General features: G+C 62.9%; 13 protein-coding genes. 3 read left to right on the forward strand and 10 right to left on the reverse strand.

The genetic code is table 11. The features are described 5' to 3' along the window. The 3 genes from AC0L2U_RS20865 to AC0L2U_RS20875 are packed head-to-tail and all read left to right on the forward strand — an operon-like array spanning window position 1 to window position 3,239. On the forward strand, window positions 1-906 hold the full coding sequence (locus tag AC0L2U_RS20865) for a branched-chain amino acid ABC transporter permease (RefSeq protein WP_027036291.1): 906 nt from the start codon (window positions 1-3) through the stop codon (window positions 904-906). A gap of 4 nt (window positions 907-910) precedes the next feature. Beyond that, window positions 911-2,002, forward strand: a complete 1,092-nt coding sequence (locus AC0L2U_RS20870) for a branched-chain amino acid ABC transporter permease (RefSeq protein ID WP_127326909.1) — start codon at window positions 911-913, stop codon at window positions 2,000-2,002. Window positions 2,003-2,045: 43 nt separating this feature from the next. Continuing rightward, complete coding sequence (locus AC0L2U_RS20875) at window positions 2,046-3,239, forward strand: ABC transporter substrate-binding protein (RefSeq protein ID WP_127317803.1); 1,194 nt, start codon at window positions 2,046-2,048, stop codon at window positions 3,237-3,239. 156 nt (window positions 3,240-3,395) lie between these two features. Here the strand turns inward: AC0L2U_RS20875 and AC0L2U_RS20880 are convergent, their stop codons facing one another. From AC0L2U_RS20880 to AC0L2U_RS20925, 10 genes are all read right to left on the reverse strand, one after another. Continuing rightward, window positions 3,396-4,064 (reverse strand): nuclear transport factor 2 family protein, encoded by a 669-nt coding sequence (locus AC0L2U_RS20880; RefSeq protein WP_127396157.1) that lies wholly within the window; start codon window positions 4,062-4,064, stop codon window positions 3,396-3,398. Beyond that, window positions 4,061-5,443, reverse strand: coding sequence for an aspartate aminotransferase family protein (locus tag AC0L2U_RS20885; protein ID WP_127396158.1), 1,383 nt, complete (start codon window positions 5,441-5,443; stop codon window positions 4,061-4,063). The genes AC0L2U_RS20880 and AC0L2U_RS20885 overlap by 4 nt, the downstream gene beginning before the upstream one ends. A gap of 94 nt (window positions 5,444-5,537) precedes the next feature. Further along, on the reverse strand, window positions 5,538-6,269 hold the full coding sequence (locus tag AC0L2U_RS20890; RefSeq protein WP_127317797.1) for a LamB/YcsF family protein: 732 nt from the start codon (window positions 6,267-6,269) through the stop codon (window positions 5,538-5,540). Between the two features lie 12 nt (window positions 6,270-6,281). Next, the gene (locus AC0L2U_RS20895) at window positions 6,282-8,630 is read right to left on the reverse strand and encodes a xanthine dehydrogenase family protein molybdopterin-binding subunit (RefSeq protein WP_473602600.1); all 2,349 of its coding nucleotides are present in this window, start codon (window positions 8,628-8,630) and stop codon (window positions 6,282-6,284) included. Beyond that, window positions 8,623-9,120 carry a (2Fe-2S)-binding protein gene (locus AC0L2U_RS20900; protein WP_127811213.1) on the reverse strand — a complete coding sequence of 166 codons (498 nt, stop codon included), beginning with the start codon at window positions 9,118-9,120 and terminating at the stop codon, window positions 8,623-8,625. Before AC0L2U_RS20900 ends, AC0L2U_RS20895 begins: the two co-directional genes overlap by 8 nt. Beyond that, window positions 9,117-9,968: an FAD binding domain-containing protein gene (locus AC0L2U_RS20905; RefSeq protein WP_127811214.1), complete on the reverse strand. Its 852-nt coding sequence runs from the start codon at window positions 9,966-9,968 to the stop codon at window positions 9,117-9,119. The genes AC0L2U_RS20900 and AC0L2U_RS20905 overlap by 4 nt, the downstream gene beginning before the upstream one ends. A 162-nt stretch (window positions 9,969-10,130) precedes the next feature. Further along, window positions 10,131-12,098 (reverse strand): hydantoinase B/oxoprolinase family protein, encoded by a 1,968-nt coding sequence (locus AC0L2U_RS20910; RefSeq protein ID WP_127380462.1) that lies wholly within the window; start codon window positions 12,096-12,098, stop codon window positions 10,131-10,133. A gap of 3 nt (window positions 12,099-12,101) precedes the next feature. Continuing rightward, window positions 12,102-14,129 carry a hydantoinase/oxoprolinase family protein gene (locus tag AC0L2U_RS20915; RefSeq protein WP_127398407.1) on the reverse strand — a complete coding sequence of 676 codons (2,028 nt, stop codon included), beginning with the start codon at window positions 14,127-14,129 and terminating at the stop codon, window positions 12,102-12,104. 103 nt (window positions 14,130-14,232) lie between these two features. After that, a complete protein-coding gene (locus tag AC0L2U_RS20920) occupies window positions 14,233-15,429 on the reverse strand; it encodes an AraC-like ligand-binding domain-containing protein (protein WP_245481773.1) in 1,197 nt (398 codons plus the stop codon). Between the two features lie 226 nt (window positions 15,430-15,655). After that, window positions 15,656-16,990 carry a PQQ-dependent sugar dehydrogenase gene (locus tag AC0L2U_RS20925; RefSeq protein WP_473602601.1) on the reverse strand — a complete coding sequence of 445 codons (1,335 nt, stop codon included), beginning with the start codon at window positions 16,988-16,990 and terminating at the stop codon, window positions 15,656-15,658. Window positions 16,991-16,995: the final 5 nt, after the last annotated feature.

Below are 16,995 nucleotides of genomic sequence, written 5' to 3' on the forward strand. Positions count from 1 at the left end.
ATGCTCCAGATCCTGTTCGACGCACTCTCGCTTGGTTCGCTCTACGCGCTTGGGGCGCTTGGCATTGCCCTCATCTTCGGCGTCATGCGGCTGGTGAACTTCGCGCATGGCGACGTCATCGCCTTCTGCGTCTTCGCGCTGCTATGGCCCTCAACAGACGCCATGGCCATCGTCTTCGCTGGCCAATTGCCGTGGTACCTGCTGGTGCCCTTCGTGCTCCTTTGCGGGGCCGGGCTGTCGGTGCTGTGCGAAATCGTTGTCTTCAGGCGGTTCCGCCAGGCAAATCCGGCAACCATGATGATCGCCTCCTTCGCGCTCGGTTTCGTCATTCGCTACTTCCTGCTCATGCTTTTCTCCAGTCGGCCGAAATCGATCTCGCTGCTGCCCGAACTGTCCCAGCCGGTGGAGATCCTCGGTGCCAGGCTTCCCCTCCTCCAGCTCATAACAATCGTCGCCACGATGGTCATCCTGATCGGCCTGACACTGTTCCTGCGTCAAACCCGCTTCGGCCTGGAGATGCGGGCGGCGGCCGAGAACTTCTCGATGGCCCGCATGCTGGGTGTGCGTGCGAACCGGGTTATCATGGGCGCGTTCGCGCTCTCCGGCGCGTTGGCCGCCGCCATTGCACTGATCTTTGGCGCCCAGACAGGCACGCTGGACATCCAGATGGGCGCCTCGATCATGTTGATGGCCTTCATCGCCACCGTCATTGGCGGCCTCGGCAGCCTCGGGGGAGCCGTGCTCGCCGGCTTCTTGCTGGGTGCCGCCTCGGTGATCATGCAGGTCATGCTGCCCATCGACGCCCGGCCGTTCCGCGATGCCTTTGTCTATGGAGCGGTCATCCTCGTTCTCCTCTTCCGCCCGCAAGGGCTTATTGCCGCGCGCGGCACCAAGGAAAGGGTCTGATTTCATGGGTGTCGCCGCCTCCCTCACCAACTCTACCGCTGCCGGTGCCGCGGCTGCCGAGCGAAAGCCCGCCCGCTTCGCGCTTGCCCGCCGCACAATCCTGACGCCGGTCCTGCTTTCTCTGCTGCTGCTGGCCATCGCGCTGATCACGGTGATGACCGGATCGCGGCCCTTCAACCAGACGGTGATCGACGTGTTCGTCCGTGTCATCCTCGTCGTGGGCCTATACATCTTTATCGGAAATTCGGGCGTTCTCAGCTTCGGGCATATCGGCTTCACCTGCCTTGGCGCCTACGCGGCCGCATGGCTCACCATCAATCCGATGATGAAACGCGGTTCGCTGCCGGGATTGCCCGAATGGCTGCTGGCGACCCGTTTGCCGTACTGGCAATCGGCCGTGCTGGCGGCATTGTTCGCCGCCCTCGCCGCTCTCATCTTCGGGCGGGTGCTGATGCGGCTATCGGGCATCGCGGCTTCGATCGCGACCTTCGCGATGCTCGCCATGATCAACACAATTTATTCCAACTGGGAGAGCGTGACCGGAGCGACCTCATCGGTCGTCGGCATTCCGATCGTGCGCATGATCTGGCCGTATCTCATCGGCGCCGTGGTCGCAATCTTCATCGCCTGGGCGCACGCGATCTCCCGGTCCGGCCTGGCCCTTCGTGCTGCCCGCGACGAGCCCACCGCCGCCGCGGCTTCCGGTATCGACATTCCCAGGGAAAGACTCGTGGCGTTCGTCGTATCGGGCGCGGTGATGGGGCTGGGCGGTGCGCTTATGGCTCATTCCATCGGCGTGGTCACACCCGATACATTCTATCTCGGTCTCACCTTCATCACCCTTTCCATGCTCGTCGTCGGCGGCATGGGCAGCCTGTCGGGGGGGGTGGTGGGTGTCGTCCTGCTGTCCGCCCTGATCCAGGCGCTGCGCTGGCTGGAGGCAGGCGTATCGCTCGGCGAGTCCACTTTCGCCCTCCCGAAAGGGGTCCAGGAAATAGCCCTCGGCGTCATCATGATCGTGATCCTCGCGCTTCGCCCATCCGGACTCATGGGCAACCGCGAGCTCACCTTACCTCGCAGCAGTCGCAACAAGTGACCGGCGGCACAAGCCCGACCGGAAAACAAAAAAGGAGACGTGCATGACATACAAAATGAGAATTGTCGCAACCGCTCTGGCCTCGATGTCCATCGCATATCCGGCGCTGGCCGATGACAAGACTATCGTCATCGGCTTCGCCACTGCGGAGTCGGGCTTCATGGAAGCTTATGACAAGCCTGCGCAGGAGGCGGCCTTGATCCGCATCGACGAGATCAATGCGGCTGGCGGCCTGCTTGGAAAGCAGATCAAGGTTGTCAAGGCCGACACCAAGTCCGACCGGGCCGAAGGCGCCAAGGCGGGCCTCTCCGTGCTCGACCAGGGTGCGGATCTCGTGGTCGTGTCCTGCGATTACGACTTCGGATCGCCGGCTGCGCTCGCGGCCGAGGACGCGGGCCGTATCTCCTTCTTCCTGTGCGCGGAATCGGTCAAGGCCGGTATCCAGGGTGTCGGCCCGCACAGCTTCTCCGCGTCGGTGCTGGCGGCCGTGCAGGGCGCAACCATGGCCGAGTGGGCATTCAAGGAAAAGGGCGCAAAGGACTTCTACCGTCTGCTCGATACCTGGACGGCCTACAACAAGGGCATCTGCGACGGCTTCGACTGGATGATGCCGAAGCTCGAAGCCCAGGGCGCGAAGCTTGTCGGTGAAGACACCTTCAAGAACGAGGACGCCTCCATCGCCGCGCAGATCACCCGCATCAAGTCTCTGCCGAAGGAGCCGGATGCGATCATGCTTTGCACGATGATGCCGGGCGCTGTCTCGGCCATCAAGCAGCTTCGCGCCGCGGGTATCAACTCCATGATCCTGAATGGATCGGGCGTCGACGGTAGCTATTGGCTTTCGGCTGTGCCCGATCTGACGAACTTCTACGTCCCCGTTCAGGGATCGATCTATGGCGACGATCCCAATCCGGCCGTGCTGAAGTTCAATGCCACCTACAAGGCGAAGACAGGCGCCGATCCCTCGAGCCAGTATGTCTTTCCGGGTTACGTCATGGTCGACGTCTGGGCCAAGGCGGTGGAGCGTGCAGGCACGGCCGATGCCGACGCGGTCGTCGCGGAACTGGAAAAGATGAAGAATGAGCCGACGCTGTTCGGGCCTCGTACCTTCTCGCCGGAACTGCATCACCAGAACCAGACGCGGTACCTGATCGTCGAGACCAAGGCCGGCAAGCCGGGTGTTGTAGGCAACTGGACGATTTCCGAGCCGGTACCGATGGAAGCCTTGCTCAAGTAGGAGAAGATGGGCCGGATAAGTCCGGCCCTTCATCTACGAAAGGCCCTGTTCCTCTGGGACGACCGGGCCTTTCGTCTTTGAGGATCTTGCCTTTGGACAAAAAATGAGGGCGGCCCGTTTGGACCGCCCTTGTCGCCCGATGAATTCAGATTTTCGCTACCCTCGCGCTTTGCGGTAGGAATCCTTGAGCGCTATGAGCTCCCCCGAGAAAGCGAAGATATCGCAGCCGTCGACTTCGATTTTCTGCCCCGCTGCCGTGGTGCCGACGAAGCGCCATGATGAAAGCCCGGTGTCGCCCGTCACGACGTGCCGTCCCCTGGTCCACTCGGCTTTCGGGAAGGCATCGAACAGCGCTGCATAGGCGGCGCGCACGGCGTCACGCCCCATATGCTTGCGCCCTTCGGCATCGGGTCCAGCCGAGCCGTGGAAAGCGCAATTCTCAGCCATGCAGTCCATCAGCGCGCCCACGTCGCGGGCGTTCCAGGCCGCGAGGAACCGGTCGAGCACGGCCAGCCGCCTGGCTGCGAGATCGCCGGCTTCAACGACCTCGACCTCCAGGAAGGCGAGCGGTGCATCGCCGGCATTGATGACGTTGTGAGCCACACCCGTCCGCCGCGAATAGGGCACCCCTTGGGTGAGAGCGGCTTGCGACTGCGCGCCGTCCGGGCCTTCGAGACCGAGTTTGCCGCCCGTAAGCGGCACGATGACGTAGTCATGGCCATGGATGTGCCAGCCGGTCTCGGCCCCGGTGGCAAAGCGCCATTCGGTGACCCGGAAGCGTTCGTCGTCGATATGGACGACCGGTTCGGCTTTCATGCGGGTCATTCAAGTCCCTCCTTGGCGACCGCACCGGTCAGGCGCTCAAGCGTCCGGCCCATGCGCGTCATGATTTCCTTCACATCGTCTTCTGTCGAGATCATCGGCGGACAGAGCGCGAGCTGGTCGCCGATGGCGCGGAAGATGAGGCCTTCCTCGTGGCCGATTCCTGCTGCGATAGCCCCTACACGCCCAACCTTGGCGAAGGGGCGTTTCGTCGCCTTGTCCGCCACCAGTTCAACGGCGCCGATAAGACCGGTGCCCCTCGCTTCGCCGACAAGCGGGTGATCGGCGAATGAGCGGATGCCGGCCTGGAACGACGTCTCAAGGCGGGCCGCGTTTCCGATCAGGTCCCGCTCCTCGAAGATGGCCAGATTCTCGAGACCCACCGCCGTGGCGACCGGATGACCCGACGCGGTGAAGCCGTGGCCGAAATTGCCGATCGTGGCGGTGTTGTCGGCGATCGCCTGATAGATCGCATCGGAGAAAATGACGGCGGCAAGCGGCATATAAGACGACGTGATTTGCTTGGAGACCGTCATGATATCAGGCGTGAAGCCGTATTTCTGAGCGCCGAAGGGCGTACCAAGCCGCCCGAAACCACAGATCACCTCGTCTGCTATCAGAATGATATCATTTGCCCGGCAGATTTTCTCCACGCCTTCCCAGTACCCGACCGGTGGTGGCAGAACGCCGCCGGCTGCCATAAGCGGCTCTCCTATGAAGGCCGCGATGGTGTCAGCCCCTTCTTCCGCGATCACCGCTTCCAGTTCGGCGAGCAGGCGCGCCGTGAAGGCGGCTTCGTCTTCGCCTTCCATGCCGAAGCGATAGAAGTGCGGGCAGGTCAGGTGGCGAACGGGAATCGCTGGCAGATCGAAGTCGCGATGGTTGACCGGCAGGCCTGTCAGGCTGCCGGAGGCGACGGTGATGCCGTGATAGCCCTTGGTCCGCGCCAGGAATTTCTTCTTTTTTGGCCGGCCCAGCGCGTTGTTCATGAACCACATCATCTTGACGATGGTGTCGTTGGCTTCCGAGCCCGACGACGTGAAGAAGACACGCGTCAGGTTTTCCGGCGTCATCTCCACGAGTTTCTCCGCGAGCCGGATGGATGGCTCATGCGCCTTGGAGGAGAAGGTGTGATAGTAGGGCAGCTTCAGCATCTGCTGATAGGCAGCGTCGGCCAACCGCTTTTCCGAAAAGCCGACGCCCACCGACCAGAGCCCGGCGAGCCCTTCGATGTATTCCTTGCCGCGTTCGTCATACACGCGGATGCCGTCGCCGCGGCTGATGATCAGCGGCCCGGTTTCTTCGTGCTGACGCAGGTTTGTGTATGGGTGCATGGTGGTGGCGATGTCGGCGGCGGCGAGAGAGTTGGAAAGCGCATCCATGGAAGTCCTCAGCGGCTTGGGGAAATGGTTCGGGCGGTGAGTTCGAGATAGTCCTCGATCCCATGCGTGGAGCTTTCACGATTCGGGAAACGAATCATGGCAGGCTGTTGGAATGGGTGTCGATGATCCGCCGCATCAGCGCGGCTACGTCGCGCGCATTCGGAGGATCGGAGTGGATGCAGACGGTGTCGAAGTCGACCGGGCGGATCGTACCGTCTGTCGTGACGAGTTCGCGTCGGGTAAGCGCCCCCACCATGCGATGCTCGGCAAGTGTCAGGTCGATGGCCGACTGGACGCGCGGGATGATCAGGCTGCCGCCGGGAGCGTAGGCAAGATCGGGAAAGAACTCGCCCACGAAGGCAACGCCGAGCTCGGCTGCCGCCGTCTCGTGACGGGTTCCCGCCAGGCCGAAGAGCGGGACGCCGAACGGCTTGACCGCCGCGGCAATTGCCCGGGCAGTGTCTATGTCGTGCGCGGCCATGCCGTAGATGATGCCATGCGGCTTGACATGGCTGAGCTGCCCGCCCTCGGCGGCCAGCATCCCCGTCAGAGCACCGATTTGGTAGAGGAAGGCGGCTGTCAGTTCCTCCGGTTGAAGTTTCATCTCGCGCCGGCCGAATCCCTCGCGATCGGGAAGGGACGGATGCGCGCCAACCTTCTTTCCGTGCGAAAGCGCGAGCCGCACGGTCTTCAGCATCGTCCATGGATCGGAGGCGTGGAAGCCGCATGCGATGTTGGCGCAATCGATGTGAGGCATGATGCCGGCATCGTCGCCGAAACGCCAGTTGCCGTAACTTTCCCCCATGTCGCAGTTCAGGGTGACCATGGTTTGCTTGCCTCAGCCCAGAGTGTTCGACGCCCAGCCGGGGGCGATGTGCGGGAATTCCGGCGGTGGTTCGCGCTCATGCAGCAGTCGAAGCACGCGCGGCGGCGTCAGTGGCAGCTGCCGCACCGGTTTGCCGATAGCGCGTGCCACAGCGCAGCCGATCGCGGCGCCCACGGCCAGGATCGGGACCTCGCCCGCGCCCTTGGTGCCTAGAGGCCCCATCGACGGTGCGCCCTCGTAGAGGTCGGCGGCGACCGGAACCACGTCCTGCGCCAGCGGCAGGCGATAGGTCTCGAAATCGTCCTGCGCGATGCGTCCGTCAGCGGTGATCGTCACCTCCTCATGCAGGGCGTAGCCGAGACCCTGCACGACACCACCCTGTATCTGGCCCATGACCGCGCGCGGGTTGAGTGCGCGGCCGACATCCTGCACCACGCGATAGGCCAGCACCTCGACATGACCGGTGTCCGGATCAACCGCCACCTCGGCCTCGTGAACGACGAAGACGGGGATGTCGAGCGCATCGATGAAGTGCCCCATCGCGCAGCCGGACATTGCCGGAGTGTTCCTGGCGGTAAAGGCTCCGCTTCCGGTGACCGGGCCGGTGGTTGCCTGCGCATGGGCGACGACAGCGGGGATCGACATGCCGGAACCGGGACGTCCCGTGATCTCGACACGACCATCCCGCACCACCAAGTCTTCCGGTCGGGTCTGGAGCATCTCACCGGCGGTCCGCAGCAGCTTCTCCCGCACTTCCGCGCAGGCAGCCACACTTGCCGCACCGATGGAGACGGTGGTGCGCCCACCGCCAACGCCGACATCGAGACCGGCGGCATCCGTATCGGCTTCGCGCACGATCACCTGGTCGGGAGCGAGGCCGAGCTGCCCGGCCACGATCTGCGGCAGGGATTGCACCATCGTGCCGGATCCGATCTCCACACCCGAGGTGACTAGCGTTGCGCTACCGTCGGCGTTCAAATTCACCGTCGCCGCCGAAGGCCCTACGAAAACAAACCATGTGCCGACCGTGGTTGCAATTCCATAGAGCCTGCCGTCGGCCTTGGCCTCTGATGTACCGGTACTGGCGCGTAACGCCTCCATGCGATCGAGCATCGGACCTAGCACATCGGCCTCGAAAACCTGGCCCGTGGCACCGAGATCGCCATCTCCCAGGACATTTTTCTTCCGGAACTCCATAGGGTCGAAGCCTAGCGCATCGCAGATTTCGTCGGTATGTCGCTCCAAAGCGAATGTGTTGTAGACGCCGTTGCAAGCTCGGAAAGCACCGTTGGGTGGTGTGTTGGTGTATACGGCGCGGCTGACGAGCCGCGTTGCGCCAACCCTGTAATTGCCGCCCAGCGTGTGCGCCGTCATCGTCGTCAGAAAAACCTGTTCGCCTCCATACGCGCCGCAGTCCATCAGCACGACCGCCTCGCGCCCGGCAATGTATCCTTCGGCAGTGACAGCGGACCGGATGCGGATTTCCGCATTCTCGCGGCAGAGGCAGGTTGCCATCTCTTCCTGCCGGGTATTTTCCAGGACCACTGTGCGCCCGGTCATTCGCGCCAGAAGTGCCGTGATAGGCTCGATGGATGAATCGAATTTCAGGCCGAACCCGCCGCCGACAGGGGGTACAGTGACCCGCACACGCCCGGGCGGAAGCTGCATGACCCTTCCGGTGACGTTGCGCACGGTCCAAGGCACCTGCGTCGAGGTCTGGATGTGAGCACGGGCGTCCTCCCAGGAGCCGATGGCAACGCGCGGTTCGAAGGGCACATGGTTCTGCCGGCCGACGGTGAAGCTGCTCTCGACAATGCGAATGTCGGGACGGGAGAAGGCCGCATCGACGTCGCCGCGACTGGATTTTGCCTCCCAGGCGATGTTGCCGGCACGTGCACCGCCCTCGGTGATCACCTCATAGCCGCGCCAGCCCTCGTGAACGAGACGGGCGGCGGGCTGGAGCGCTTCGGCCATGGTGGACACCGGTGCCAGCGGTTCGACCTCAAGCACGACGACTGCAAGCGCCGCCCGCGCCTGCTTCTCCGTTTCGGCGGCGATGACGGCGATTGGTTCGCCGTGATAGCGGATCGTGTCGATGGCCAGGAGCGGATGGTCGGCAATGCCGATGCCGTACAGCCCTGGCGCATCGGCGCCGGTCGCCACCGCGCGCACACCAGGACAGCGAAGTGCTGCCGAAACGTCGAGCTTGCGGATCCGCCCAGCGGCAACGGTCGACCGCAGCAGCACGGCATGCAACATGTCGGGGCGAACCCGGTCGTTGGTGTATTTCGTGCGCCCGCGCAGCTTGTCCTGCGCATCGCGGCGGGGAAGGTTCATCACCGTGGCGGACAGCTCAGACATGGATGCCTCCTACCACCTGGCCAGCCATCCGCGCTTGGTCGAGCCAGTCGGCCACGGCGTCGACGATCCGCTCATATCCCGTGCAGCGGCAGATGTTGCCGACCATCGCGGCCTTGATTTCGGGACGGCTCGCATGCGGATTGTCGCGCACGAACGCCGAAAGGCTCATGACCATTCCCGGGAAACACATGCCGCATTGCACGGCATCGGCCGCCTCGAAATTGGCCTGGAGCGGGTGCAGCGCCTGGTTTCCGGAACTCAATCCCTCGATGGTCGTCACCGCGCATCCCTGGACGAGGCCAATCGGCTTCAGGCAGGACGGCACCGCTTCATCGTCGACATGCACGGTGCACGCGCCGCAGAAGCCTTCGCGGCACACGGCTTTGGTCCCCGTCAGGAATCGTTCCTGCCGCAGGATGTCGACGAGTGGCGTCATCGGATCGCCATCAAAGCGGCAGTCCTCGCCATTCAGCTGGAATATCACGGTCATACCAGGCGCCCGGTCTTGAGAAGTGCGGCAACACCGCGCTTGACCAGCGGCGCAAGAACCTGGCGCCGGTACCAACCCTCCGCTTCCTTGCCGTCGCGGCCCTGAAAATCATTGTGCTCCAGCGCAAGCCCGGCGGTGCGTTCCGGATCGAGCGCAGAGGCCGAGTCCGCCGCCATGGCCTGTTCGAGCGCCGCCCAGCGCCGCGCTACCGGCTCCACCGAGCCGACGGCGATGCGACATCGTTTGTCCTTGTCTACCGCAAGCGAGACGATGGCGACCGGATAGTCGCCGGCTTTCCGAAGCGGCAGGCGGATATGAGCACTGGCGACAAGGTCGCGGCGCAGATGAATTCTCGTCACAATCGCTTCGGCCAGCAGCGCGTGCCTGTCTTCGAGGAAATCCGAAATACCGATGAGTTTTGGGCCTTCGAACGTCTCCAGTTCCACCGTCGCCTCACAGACGAGAAGCGCAGGGGGGAGATCGGCGGCGGCAAAGTCCAGGGCACAAAGGTTGCCGCCCACGGTGGCGACCCTTCGGATGCCGGGATTGGCCGCATTCTCCGCCGCGGCAACCAGACCTTCGAAGCCCACCGCCCCGTGCAACGCGCGGCCAAGGACTGCATGGCTAACGGCTGCGCCGATCACGACATGGTCCGGTGCGATTTCGACCTTGGACAAGGCGGGTATTCGGTGGAGTGCGACCAACGCCTCGGGAAGATCGACCCCGCGCCGTGGATCACGCATCATCCAGGTGCCGCCGGCAAGCACCGCCGCGCCTTGCCGGCGTGCGGCCATTGCCTCTTCAATCGTGCTGGCTGCGGTGAACGATCGTTCCACGCTTGGTGCCATCTGTCATACCCCTCGGAAGCAGCCAACTTTCGCGGCGCTGCAGCATTGTTGCTCCAGCTTTAGGCTCCTGTGAAATAGTAATTCTTTGAATATCGTATCGAAAAAACAGATAACTCGGGCATCCCGCGAGCGCCCGCAAGATTGCGGCGCGCTCGTTAGTGCTCAGACCCAGTGGGCGACGGTCCGTTTCTCAAAACTTTCCCGGAACTGGGCGGTGGTTTTGGGGAGCAGTTCGCCAGTCTCCCAGTCGAGGATCACGGCATAGTGCCGAACCGCATCGAGCGTATCGATCTCGCCGGAGCGGTATTTGCGCGCGACCTCCTCGGGATCCATGCGTGCCCAGTCCTTCCGTTTCGCCCGGATGTCGGCACGGCAGGCTTCGGTTGCCGTCCCGTCGATTTCGTACTGGCACAGGTCGCGGTCGATTTCGCGGATCACCACGCCGTAGTCAGTCCTGGCGCGCTCCAGGGAAACGTAGTCGTCGATCACGTCCTCCATCACCTTGCGGGGCTCGCGCTCCAATGGATCGCCGAAACCGCCGCCGCCGGCCGTCGGACGAGCGAACTGATCGCCTGTGTGGACGGAGTAATCGGAGAATACGGAGCCGAGCCAAATCTCGGTCTCTTCTCCGGCGCGCTTCATGGTCAAGCCGTGGGGCATCGACGGCAGGCCTCCTTCGACACCCCAGACGACAGCGCGCTCGCGGTCGCAAATATAGGACATGACGGCATTTTCAGCCTCAAGCAGCAACGAAGTCTTCTGCACGCCGACGCCGCCCCGCCATTTGCCGGGCCCGGCTGAATCCTGCTTGATCTGGAACTCGAGTGTCCGAGTGGGATTCACCCGCTCGTTGCCTTCGTTCGGCTGCGACATCAGCCCAGTTCCGAAGCAGGCGGTGGTGACATCGGCACCATCCTTGCCGTTGCGCCCGCCCCAACCGCCGGGCAGCCATTCGTAGAACATGAAGATCGGCTTTTCGGGTTTGCGCGCGTCCCGTCCCCCGGCCAGCAGATATTCGAGGTTGAAGGCGCAGGCGATAGCGCGTTCGGGCATGATCTTCGACCACATCTCGAAGATCGCGTTCATGATCTTTTCGAACGGCATCAGGAACCCGGTCACCGCCACCGGCCATTCCGCGCTGACGATGCTGTTCTTTGGCGCGGTCACCTCGATCATCCGGTAAAACCCGCTGTTGAGTGGAAGGTCCGGAAAGAAGGTCTTCATGCCGGCGACCACGGCCGAGAAGGTCGCGCCCGGGGCGGAATTGTACATCGAGGCAATGGTCGAATGGCTTCCCGTAAAATCGTAGTGGATCGTGTCGCCCTTGATCGTCATCTTGATGCGGATCGGGATCATGCCTTCGCCGGCACCGAGATCCCGGTCGATGTAGTCGACCGTCTCCCAAGTGCCGTCGGGCAGCTCCGCGAGACGCTTTCGCACCGCACGTTCGACGTAGTCCTGAACCTCCTCCATCCCGCGCATGACCTGGCCGCGTCCGTACTTCTTGACCAGCCGCAACAGTTCGCGCTCGGCGGCCTGCGTCGCCTGCGCCTGGGAATGGATGTCGCCAATGATCGATGCGGGATCGCGCGTGTTGGCCGCGATCATGTTGGCGACGTCGGAGCAGAAGCGGCCGCGCTGGAAAAGGCGCAACGGCGTGATCCGCAGGCCTTCGCGAAACATGTCGCGGGCGGTGACGTCGAAGGAACCCGGCACCGAGCCGCCAAGATCCGACCAGTGGCCGTTCGACTGTGAGAAGCCGATCAGTTTGTCTTCGTCGAAGATCGGCCGGACGAGCCGAACATCGCTGAAATGCGTACCGCCGGCATAGGGATCGTTGATTGCGTAGACGTCACCGGGTGCCATGTCGCCTTCGAAGACCCGGATCACCTCCTTGCACGTGTTGTGCAGTGTGCCGACATGGACCGCGATGTCGTAGTTGCCCTGGGCGACGGAGTTGCCATCGGCGTCGTGCAGGGCGTTCGAAAAGTCTCGGTTGTAGATGACGAAGGAATAGCAGGTGCGAAGCATCTGTTCGGCCATCTGGTCGACGGTGGTGATGAAGGAGTTCTTCAGCACCTCGAACGTTACCGGATCGAGGCCAGGGCTCGTTTCAATCAGCTTTGTCATGTCTCAGCCTTTCGTCACGATGAGAATGTTCAGGAAGCCGTCGACGGTCGCGCTCATTCCCGGCGGAACCACGGTGGTGGAATCGAACTGTTCGACGATGGCGGGTCCCGCAAAGGCAGCGCCGGCCCTGAGTTGGTCGCGTTCATAGACAGCCGCATCATGAGATACGCCGTCGAACCAGACGCCGCGGCGGCCGAGCGGCTCGGGCACATGAGGCAAGACTTCATGCCGCGGCATCTCGGCTTTCGGTACGATGCCGATCGCCTTGACCGCGATGCGGAAGATCGACACCGGCGCCTCTTCGCGGCGGTAGTTGAACTCGCGTTCGTGCTCGTTGTGGAATGCCTCTATCAGCGAGCAGATGCTCTCGATCCGCGCCGGGGCTGACACCGCGAGCGATCGCCACTGGCCCTGGTACATCATCTCGACCGTACGCTGCAGCGCCATGTCTTCGCGCGCCACGCCCTCATGGGTCAGGCGCTCAACGGCCTGTTCTTCCATCAGAACAAAGGCCGTCTGCATCTCGGCGGGCGAGACCGTCGAAGCATCGGCCATGAAGCTTTCGGAGAAATCATGCTGCACGTCGACGAGAAGGCAACCGAGCGCGGAGGTGACGCCAGGATTGGGCGGCACGATCACGGTTGGGATCGAAAGCTCCTTCGCCACGGCCGCTCCGTGCAAAGCGCCTGCACCGCCGAATGCGACGAGCGCAAAGTCTCGTGGGTCATAGCCCCGGCTGATGGAGAGAAGCCGCACGGCATTGCCCATATTGGCGTTGGCGACGGCGATGATCGCCTCGGCCGCTTGGTGGAGTTCCATACCGAAGGGTGTCGCCACAGTCTCCTGCACCGCCTGGGCGGCCAGGGCGGGGTCGAGGGTGATCTTGCCGCCCGCAAGGCTGGTGCCGAGACGGCCGAGCACGACATTGGCATCGGTGTTGGTGGCGGTGCGGTTGCCATTCTTGTAGCAGGCCGGGCCCGGAAAGGCGCCGGCGGACTGCGGTCCGTTGCGCAAGCTGCCGCCCTCGTCCTGCCATGCCAACGACCCGCCGCCCGCGCCGATGGTCAGCACCTCGATGGAGGGGAAGCGGATCGGATATCCGAATTCGATGTACCAGTCTTTTGTGATGCGCGACTCCCCGTTCCATGCGAGCGAGACGTCGGTGCTGGTGCCGCCCATGTCGAAGCCGATCGAGTTCGGGAAGCCACAGAGATTTCCGATGAAGCGGCTTGCGATCGCGCCGGCGGCGATGCCGGATCCCGCGAGCCGGGCCGAGAAATCCCTGACGCTCGCGGGCGTCATGACCCCGCCACCGCTGTGCAGCAACAGGAGATCTCGTTTGTATCCGGCGGCGGCAAGCTTTTCTCCGAGACGCGACACGTAATCGACGACGACCGGGGCGCAGACGGCGTTGGCCATGGTGGTGGAAAAACGTTCGTGCTCGAAGATTTCCGGCATCACCTCCGAGGAGATCGAGACCGGCAGATCCGGCATGGCCTCCTTCAGAATCTCACGCATGCGGCGCTCATTGGCGCCGTTGACATAGGAGTTCATGAAGCAGACGGCGATGGACTTGACCTGCCGTTTGACGAGAATTTCCGCGACGCGATGAGCGGCCTCTTCGTCCAGTGCTTCCAGGATCGTGCCCTCGGCACTGACCCGTTCGCGGACTGTCAGCCGGTCGCGGCGCGGGATATACGGCTTGGCGACATCCTTGTAGGTGTCCCAGAGGTCTTCCTTGTTGGCGCGGCGGATCTCGACAACATCACGGAAACCCTCGGTGCAGACCATTGCGGTGCGTGGCAGGCGGCGGGTGATCAGCGCATTGGTGGCGACCGTCGTACCATGAGAGAACAGCGTCACCTCCGAAAGATCGATGCGGCCCTGCTCCACGCCATTCATGATCGCCTGCATGGGATCGTCAGGCGTGGAGGCGGTCTTCTCGATTCGGATCGCGCCGCTGTCTTCGTCCATGATGCAGATGTCGGTGAAAGTCCCTCCGACATCGACGGCAACTCTTATTCTGCTCATGACAGTTCCTTCGCGGGATATTTGCGGGCAAGGCCCGGCTTTCGCCGCCCTTGCCGGGGCGGCGTCGCAATAGATTATGGAATTGACCCGGATTTCGCCGGGTCTAGTGCCGCTCTCTTGAGGTCGAAGCGCGGCCTGCCCGGTTCGCTGCTTCGCGACGGGTATCGGTCGGTGCGCAACCGAACCGCGTCCGGTAATGCTTGCAGAATTGAGACTGGTCGGCAAAGCCCCAGCGGTAAGCAATCTCGGCAACGCTGCTGATGTTGGTCACCGACATCAGTTCCTCGGCGCAAAGTTCAAGCCGGGCGTCGCGGATGAAGCCGTTGATCGACTGGTTGCTGTCCTGAAAAAGAACCTGCAGGTAACGCAGGGAAATCCCGCAGGCATCGGCCACCGCCTGCGGGCCGAGGCCGGAATTCTTCAGATTGTCGCGAATATACTGCTCGGCACGATGCAAATGGCCGGCCCGGATCGACGAGATGCTGCTGTCCAGCACGCGATCGTCGCTCACGATCGACAGGCACAGCATTTCCAGGATGTGCCTGCCCATCATCTCACGAGCGACTTCAGTGATCTCATCGACATGGCCGATCGTGGTTCGCACCGTGTCGAGGAAGAGCGCGGCGACGCCCTGGGTCGCGTCGAAACTGAGCGCACTGAGCCGTTCGGCAGACCCGATCCGCGCCCGAACGCTCGACGATGGCACCTTCAGGACCCACAGCGCGTTTGGCTTGCCGTGCCAGAATTCGTAAGGCGCGTCTCCCCTCTCAACGAGGAAGCCCCCCGGACCGCAATTGACGGTCCTCGACCCTTGCGAGAAATTCACCTCCGACATCTCCGGGATGGTGATGAGCAGGCTGGCGTCACGTTCGTTGAGGAAGTGGCGGCGATGGCGGCGATAGCTTACGGCATCGCAGCGCATTTTAGACACGCTGACGAGCCCAAGCGAGAAGGTTTCCAGCGTGCCCGAAAATTCACGACGGTTCCGATACTCGGTGTCGAGCGGAAAATAGGCTTCGGTAACAGCGGCTTGCCAGGCATCACCGCCTGTGGGACCGCCGATCGTATCGACGACGTATTTCATTCCCCGACCTTTCTGGTTGGCCCCGGTTAGCCCGGTGTTTTTCTGAAGATTACAGGAATCCGCCGGCGCGTATTGGTCAAAAACGAATAAACTTATGTGGCCGTTGGCCCAAGGGCCGGAGCTCGCGATGGTTTCAGTTATCGTCACGGTCCTGGTGTGCAGTTGATCAAACCAGCCTTGGGCGCGCAAACCGCAAGCCAAATTGGAACCATGCATCGGCCTCGACCGGCTCGTGCACCTTGGGCACGGTCGTCGCCGTGTTTGGTTTCGCGCGATGAGGATGGCGGGACACAGCGCGCACCCGAAACTTCTTCGCCAGGCAACTTTGCGCGAGCCCGCGGCCGAGAAACCCTGTTCCGCCAAAAATGGCGCCGATCCGCTCGGCTCCTCGGTCGTTTTGGCATGAGCCCAACCCTTCCACGCGCCGAAGCGATGCGCCGGCCTAGTCGGCCGCCGGGATAACCCGCCAAATCTTGTTGCCCACATCATCCGCGATCAGCAATGCGCCAGTTCGGTCGATGGCAACGCCAACCGGACGGCCGAATGCCTTGTCATCGTTGCTCAGAAATCCGGTAAGCACGTCCTGCGGCGGCCCCGACGGCTTGCCGTCGGCAAACGGCACGAAGATCACCTTGTAGCCGCTTCGCGGCATGCGATTCCATGAACCATGCTGGCCGACAAAGGCGCCATTCTTCATGTGCAACCCGAACAGGTCGGCGGTGTTGAAGGTGAGCCCAAGCGACCCGGTGTGCGCCCCGAGTGCGTAGTCGGGCACGATCGCCTTGCCGACGAGGTCCGGACGCGGTGGCTCCGCCCTGACATCGATGTGTTGGCCGAAATAGCTGTAGGGCCAGCCGTAGAAGGCGCCATCCCTGACCGATGTCATGTAGTCGGGAACGAGGTCGCTGCCGATCTCGTCCCGCTCGTTGACGACCGCCCAGAGTTCCCCGCTTTCAGGGTTCCAGGAGAGGCCGTTCGGGTTGCGCAGACCCGACGCAAAGAGCCGCGTCTGCCGCGTCGCGAGGTCGATTTCGTGCATGGCGGCGCGGCCTTCTTCCTCCTCCATGCCGTTTTCGCCGACATTGGAGTTGGAGCCCACGGTGGCATAGAGCTTCGTTCCGTCCGGACTGGCAATGACGTCCTTGGTCCAATGGTGATTGCGGCCGGCCGGAAGGTCGACGATCTTCTCGGACGGAGCAGTGATCTCGGCGTCGCCATCGCGATAGGGGAAAGCGACGACCGCGTCGGCATTGGCGACATAGAGCTTGCCGTCGAGCAGCGTCATGCCGAAGGGCGAGAAGAGGCTGCTGAGGAGGACTGTCCTGGTCTCAGCCACGCCATCGCCGTTCTCGTCGCGTAACAACGAGATACGGTTGGCGCTCCGCACCTCGGCGCCAGCCCGGCTCTGGAACAGTTTCATGAACCAGCCACGTATGGAAAAACCTTCGTCAGGTTTTGGTGGCGCATTGCTTTCGGCGACCAGCACGTCGCCATTGGGCAGCACGTGCAGCCAGCGCGGATGGTCGAGGCCGCCAGCGAATTCGTTGACGGCGAAGCCTTTGGCGGCGACCGGCATCTTGCCTTGGGGCCAAGGGGTCGCCTCGGCAACGTGGACCGTGGGTATCCAGGTCGGATTGGGTTCGGCAAGCGTCGGGTTTGGACCGTAGGTCTGCTCGATCGGAACGGTGGCCTGTTCGCGGGAGAAGAAGAACAAGCCCGCCCCCGCGATTATGACGAAGGCGACAATGACGAGTAAGACGCCCAGAATTTTTCGCATTGGAT

The sequence above is a fragment of the Mesorhizobium sp. WSM4808 genome (genome assembly GCF_055811675.1).

What these genes read in the sequence shown, in the direction of transcription:
- AC0L2U_RS20895 (WP_473602600.1), bottom strand. Translation starts at nt 8,630, where the DNA reads ATGTCTGAGCTGTCCGCCACGGTGATGAACCTTCCCCGCCGCGATGCG.
- AC0L2U_RS20880 (WP_127396157.1), bottom strand. Translation starts at nt 4,064, where the DNA reads ATGACCCGCATGAAAGCCGAACCGGTCGTCCATATCGACGACGAACGC.
- AC0L2U_RS20905 (WP_127811214.1), bottom strand. Translation starts at nt 9,968, where the DNA reads ATGGCACCAAGCGTGGAACGATCGTTCACCGCAGCCAGCACGATTGAA.
- AC0L2U_RS20910 (WP_127380462.1), bottom strand. Translation starts at nt 12,098, where the DNA reads ATGACAAAGCTGATTGAAACGAGCCCTGGCCTCGATCCGGTAACGTTC.
- AC0L2U_RS20890 (WP_127317797.1), bottom strand. Translation starts at nt 6,269, where the DNA reads ATGGTCACCCTGAACTGCGACATGGGGGAAAGTTACGGCAACTGGCGT.
- AC0L2U_RS20915 (WP_127398407.1), bottom strand. Translation starts at nt 14,129, where the DNA reads ATGAGCAGAATAAGAGTTGCCGTCGATGTCGGAGGGACTTTCACCGAC.
- AC0L2U_RS20875 (WP_127317803.1), top strand. Translation starts at nt 2,046, where the DNA reads ATGACATACAAAATGAGAATTGTCGCAACCGCTCTGGCCTCGATGTCC.
- AC0L2U_RS20925 (WP_473602601.1), bottom strand. Translation starts at nt 16,990, where the DNA reads ATGCGAAAAATTCTGGGCGTCTTACTCGTCATTGTCGCCTTCGTCATA.
- AC0L2U_RS20885 (WP_127396158.1), bottom strand. Translation starts at nt 5,443, where the DNA reads ATGGATGCGCTTTCCAACTCTCTCGCCGCCGCCGACATCGCCACCACC.
- AC0L2U_RS20870 (WP_127326909.1), top strand. Translation starts at nt 911, where the DNA reads ATGGGTGTCGCCGCCTCCCTCACCAACTCTACCGCTGCCGGTGCCGCG.
- AC0L2U_RS20900 (WP_127811213.1), bottom strand. Translation starts at nt 9,120, where the DNA reads ATGACCGTGATATTCCAGCTGAATGGCGAGGACTGCCGCTTTGATGGC.
- AC0L2U_RS20865 (WP_027036291.1), top strand. Translation starts at nt 1, where the DNA reads ATGCTCCAGATCCTGTTCGACGCACTCTCGCTTGGTTCGCTCTACGCG.
- AC0L2U_RS20920 (WP_245481773.1), bottom strand. Translation starts at nt 15,429, where the DNA reads ATGCATGGTTCCAATTTGGCTTGCGGTTTGCGCGCCCAAGGCTGGTTT.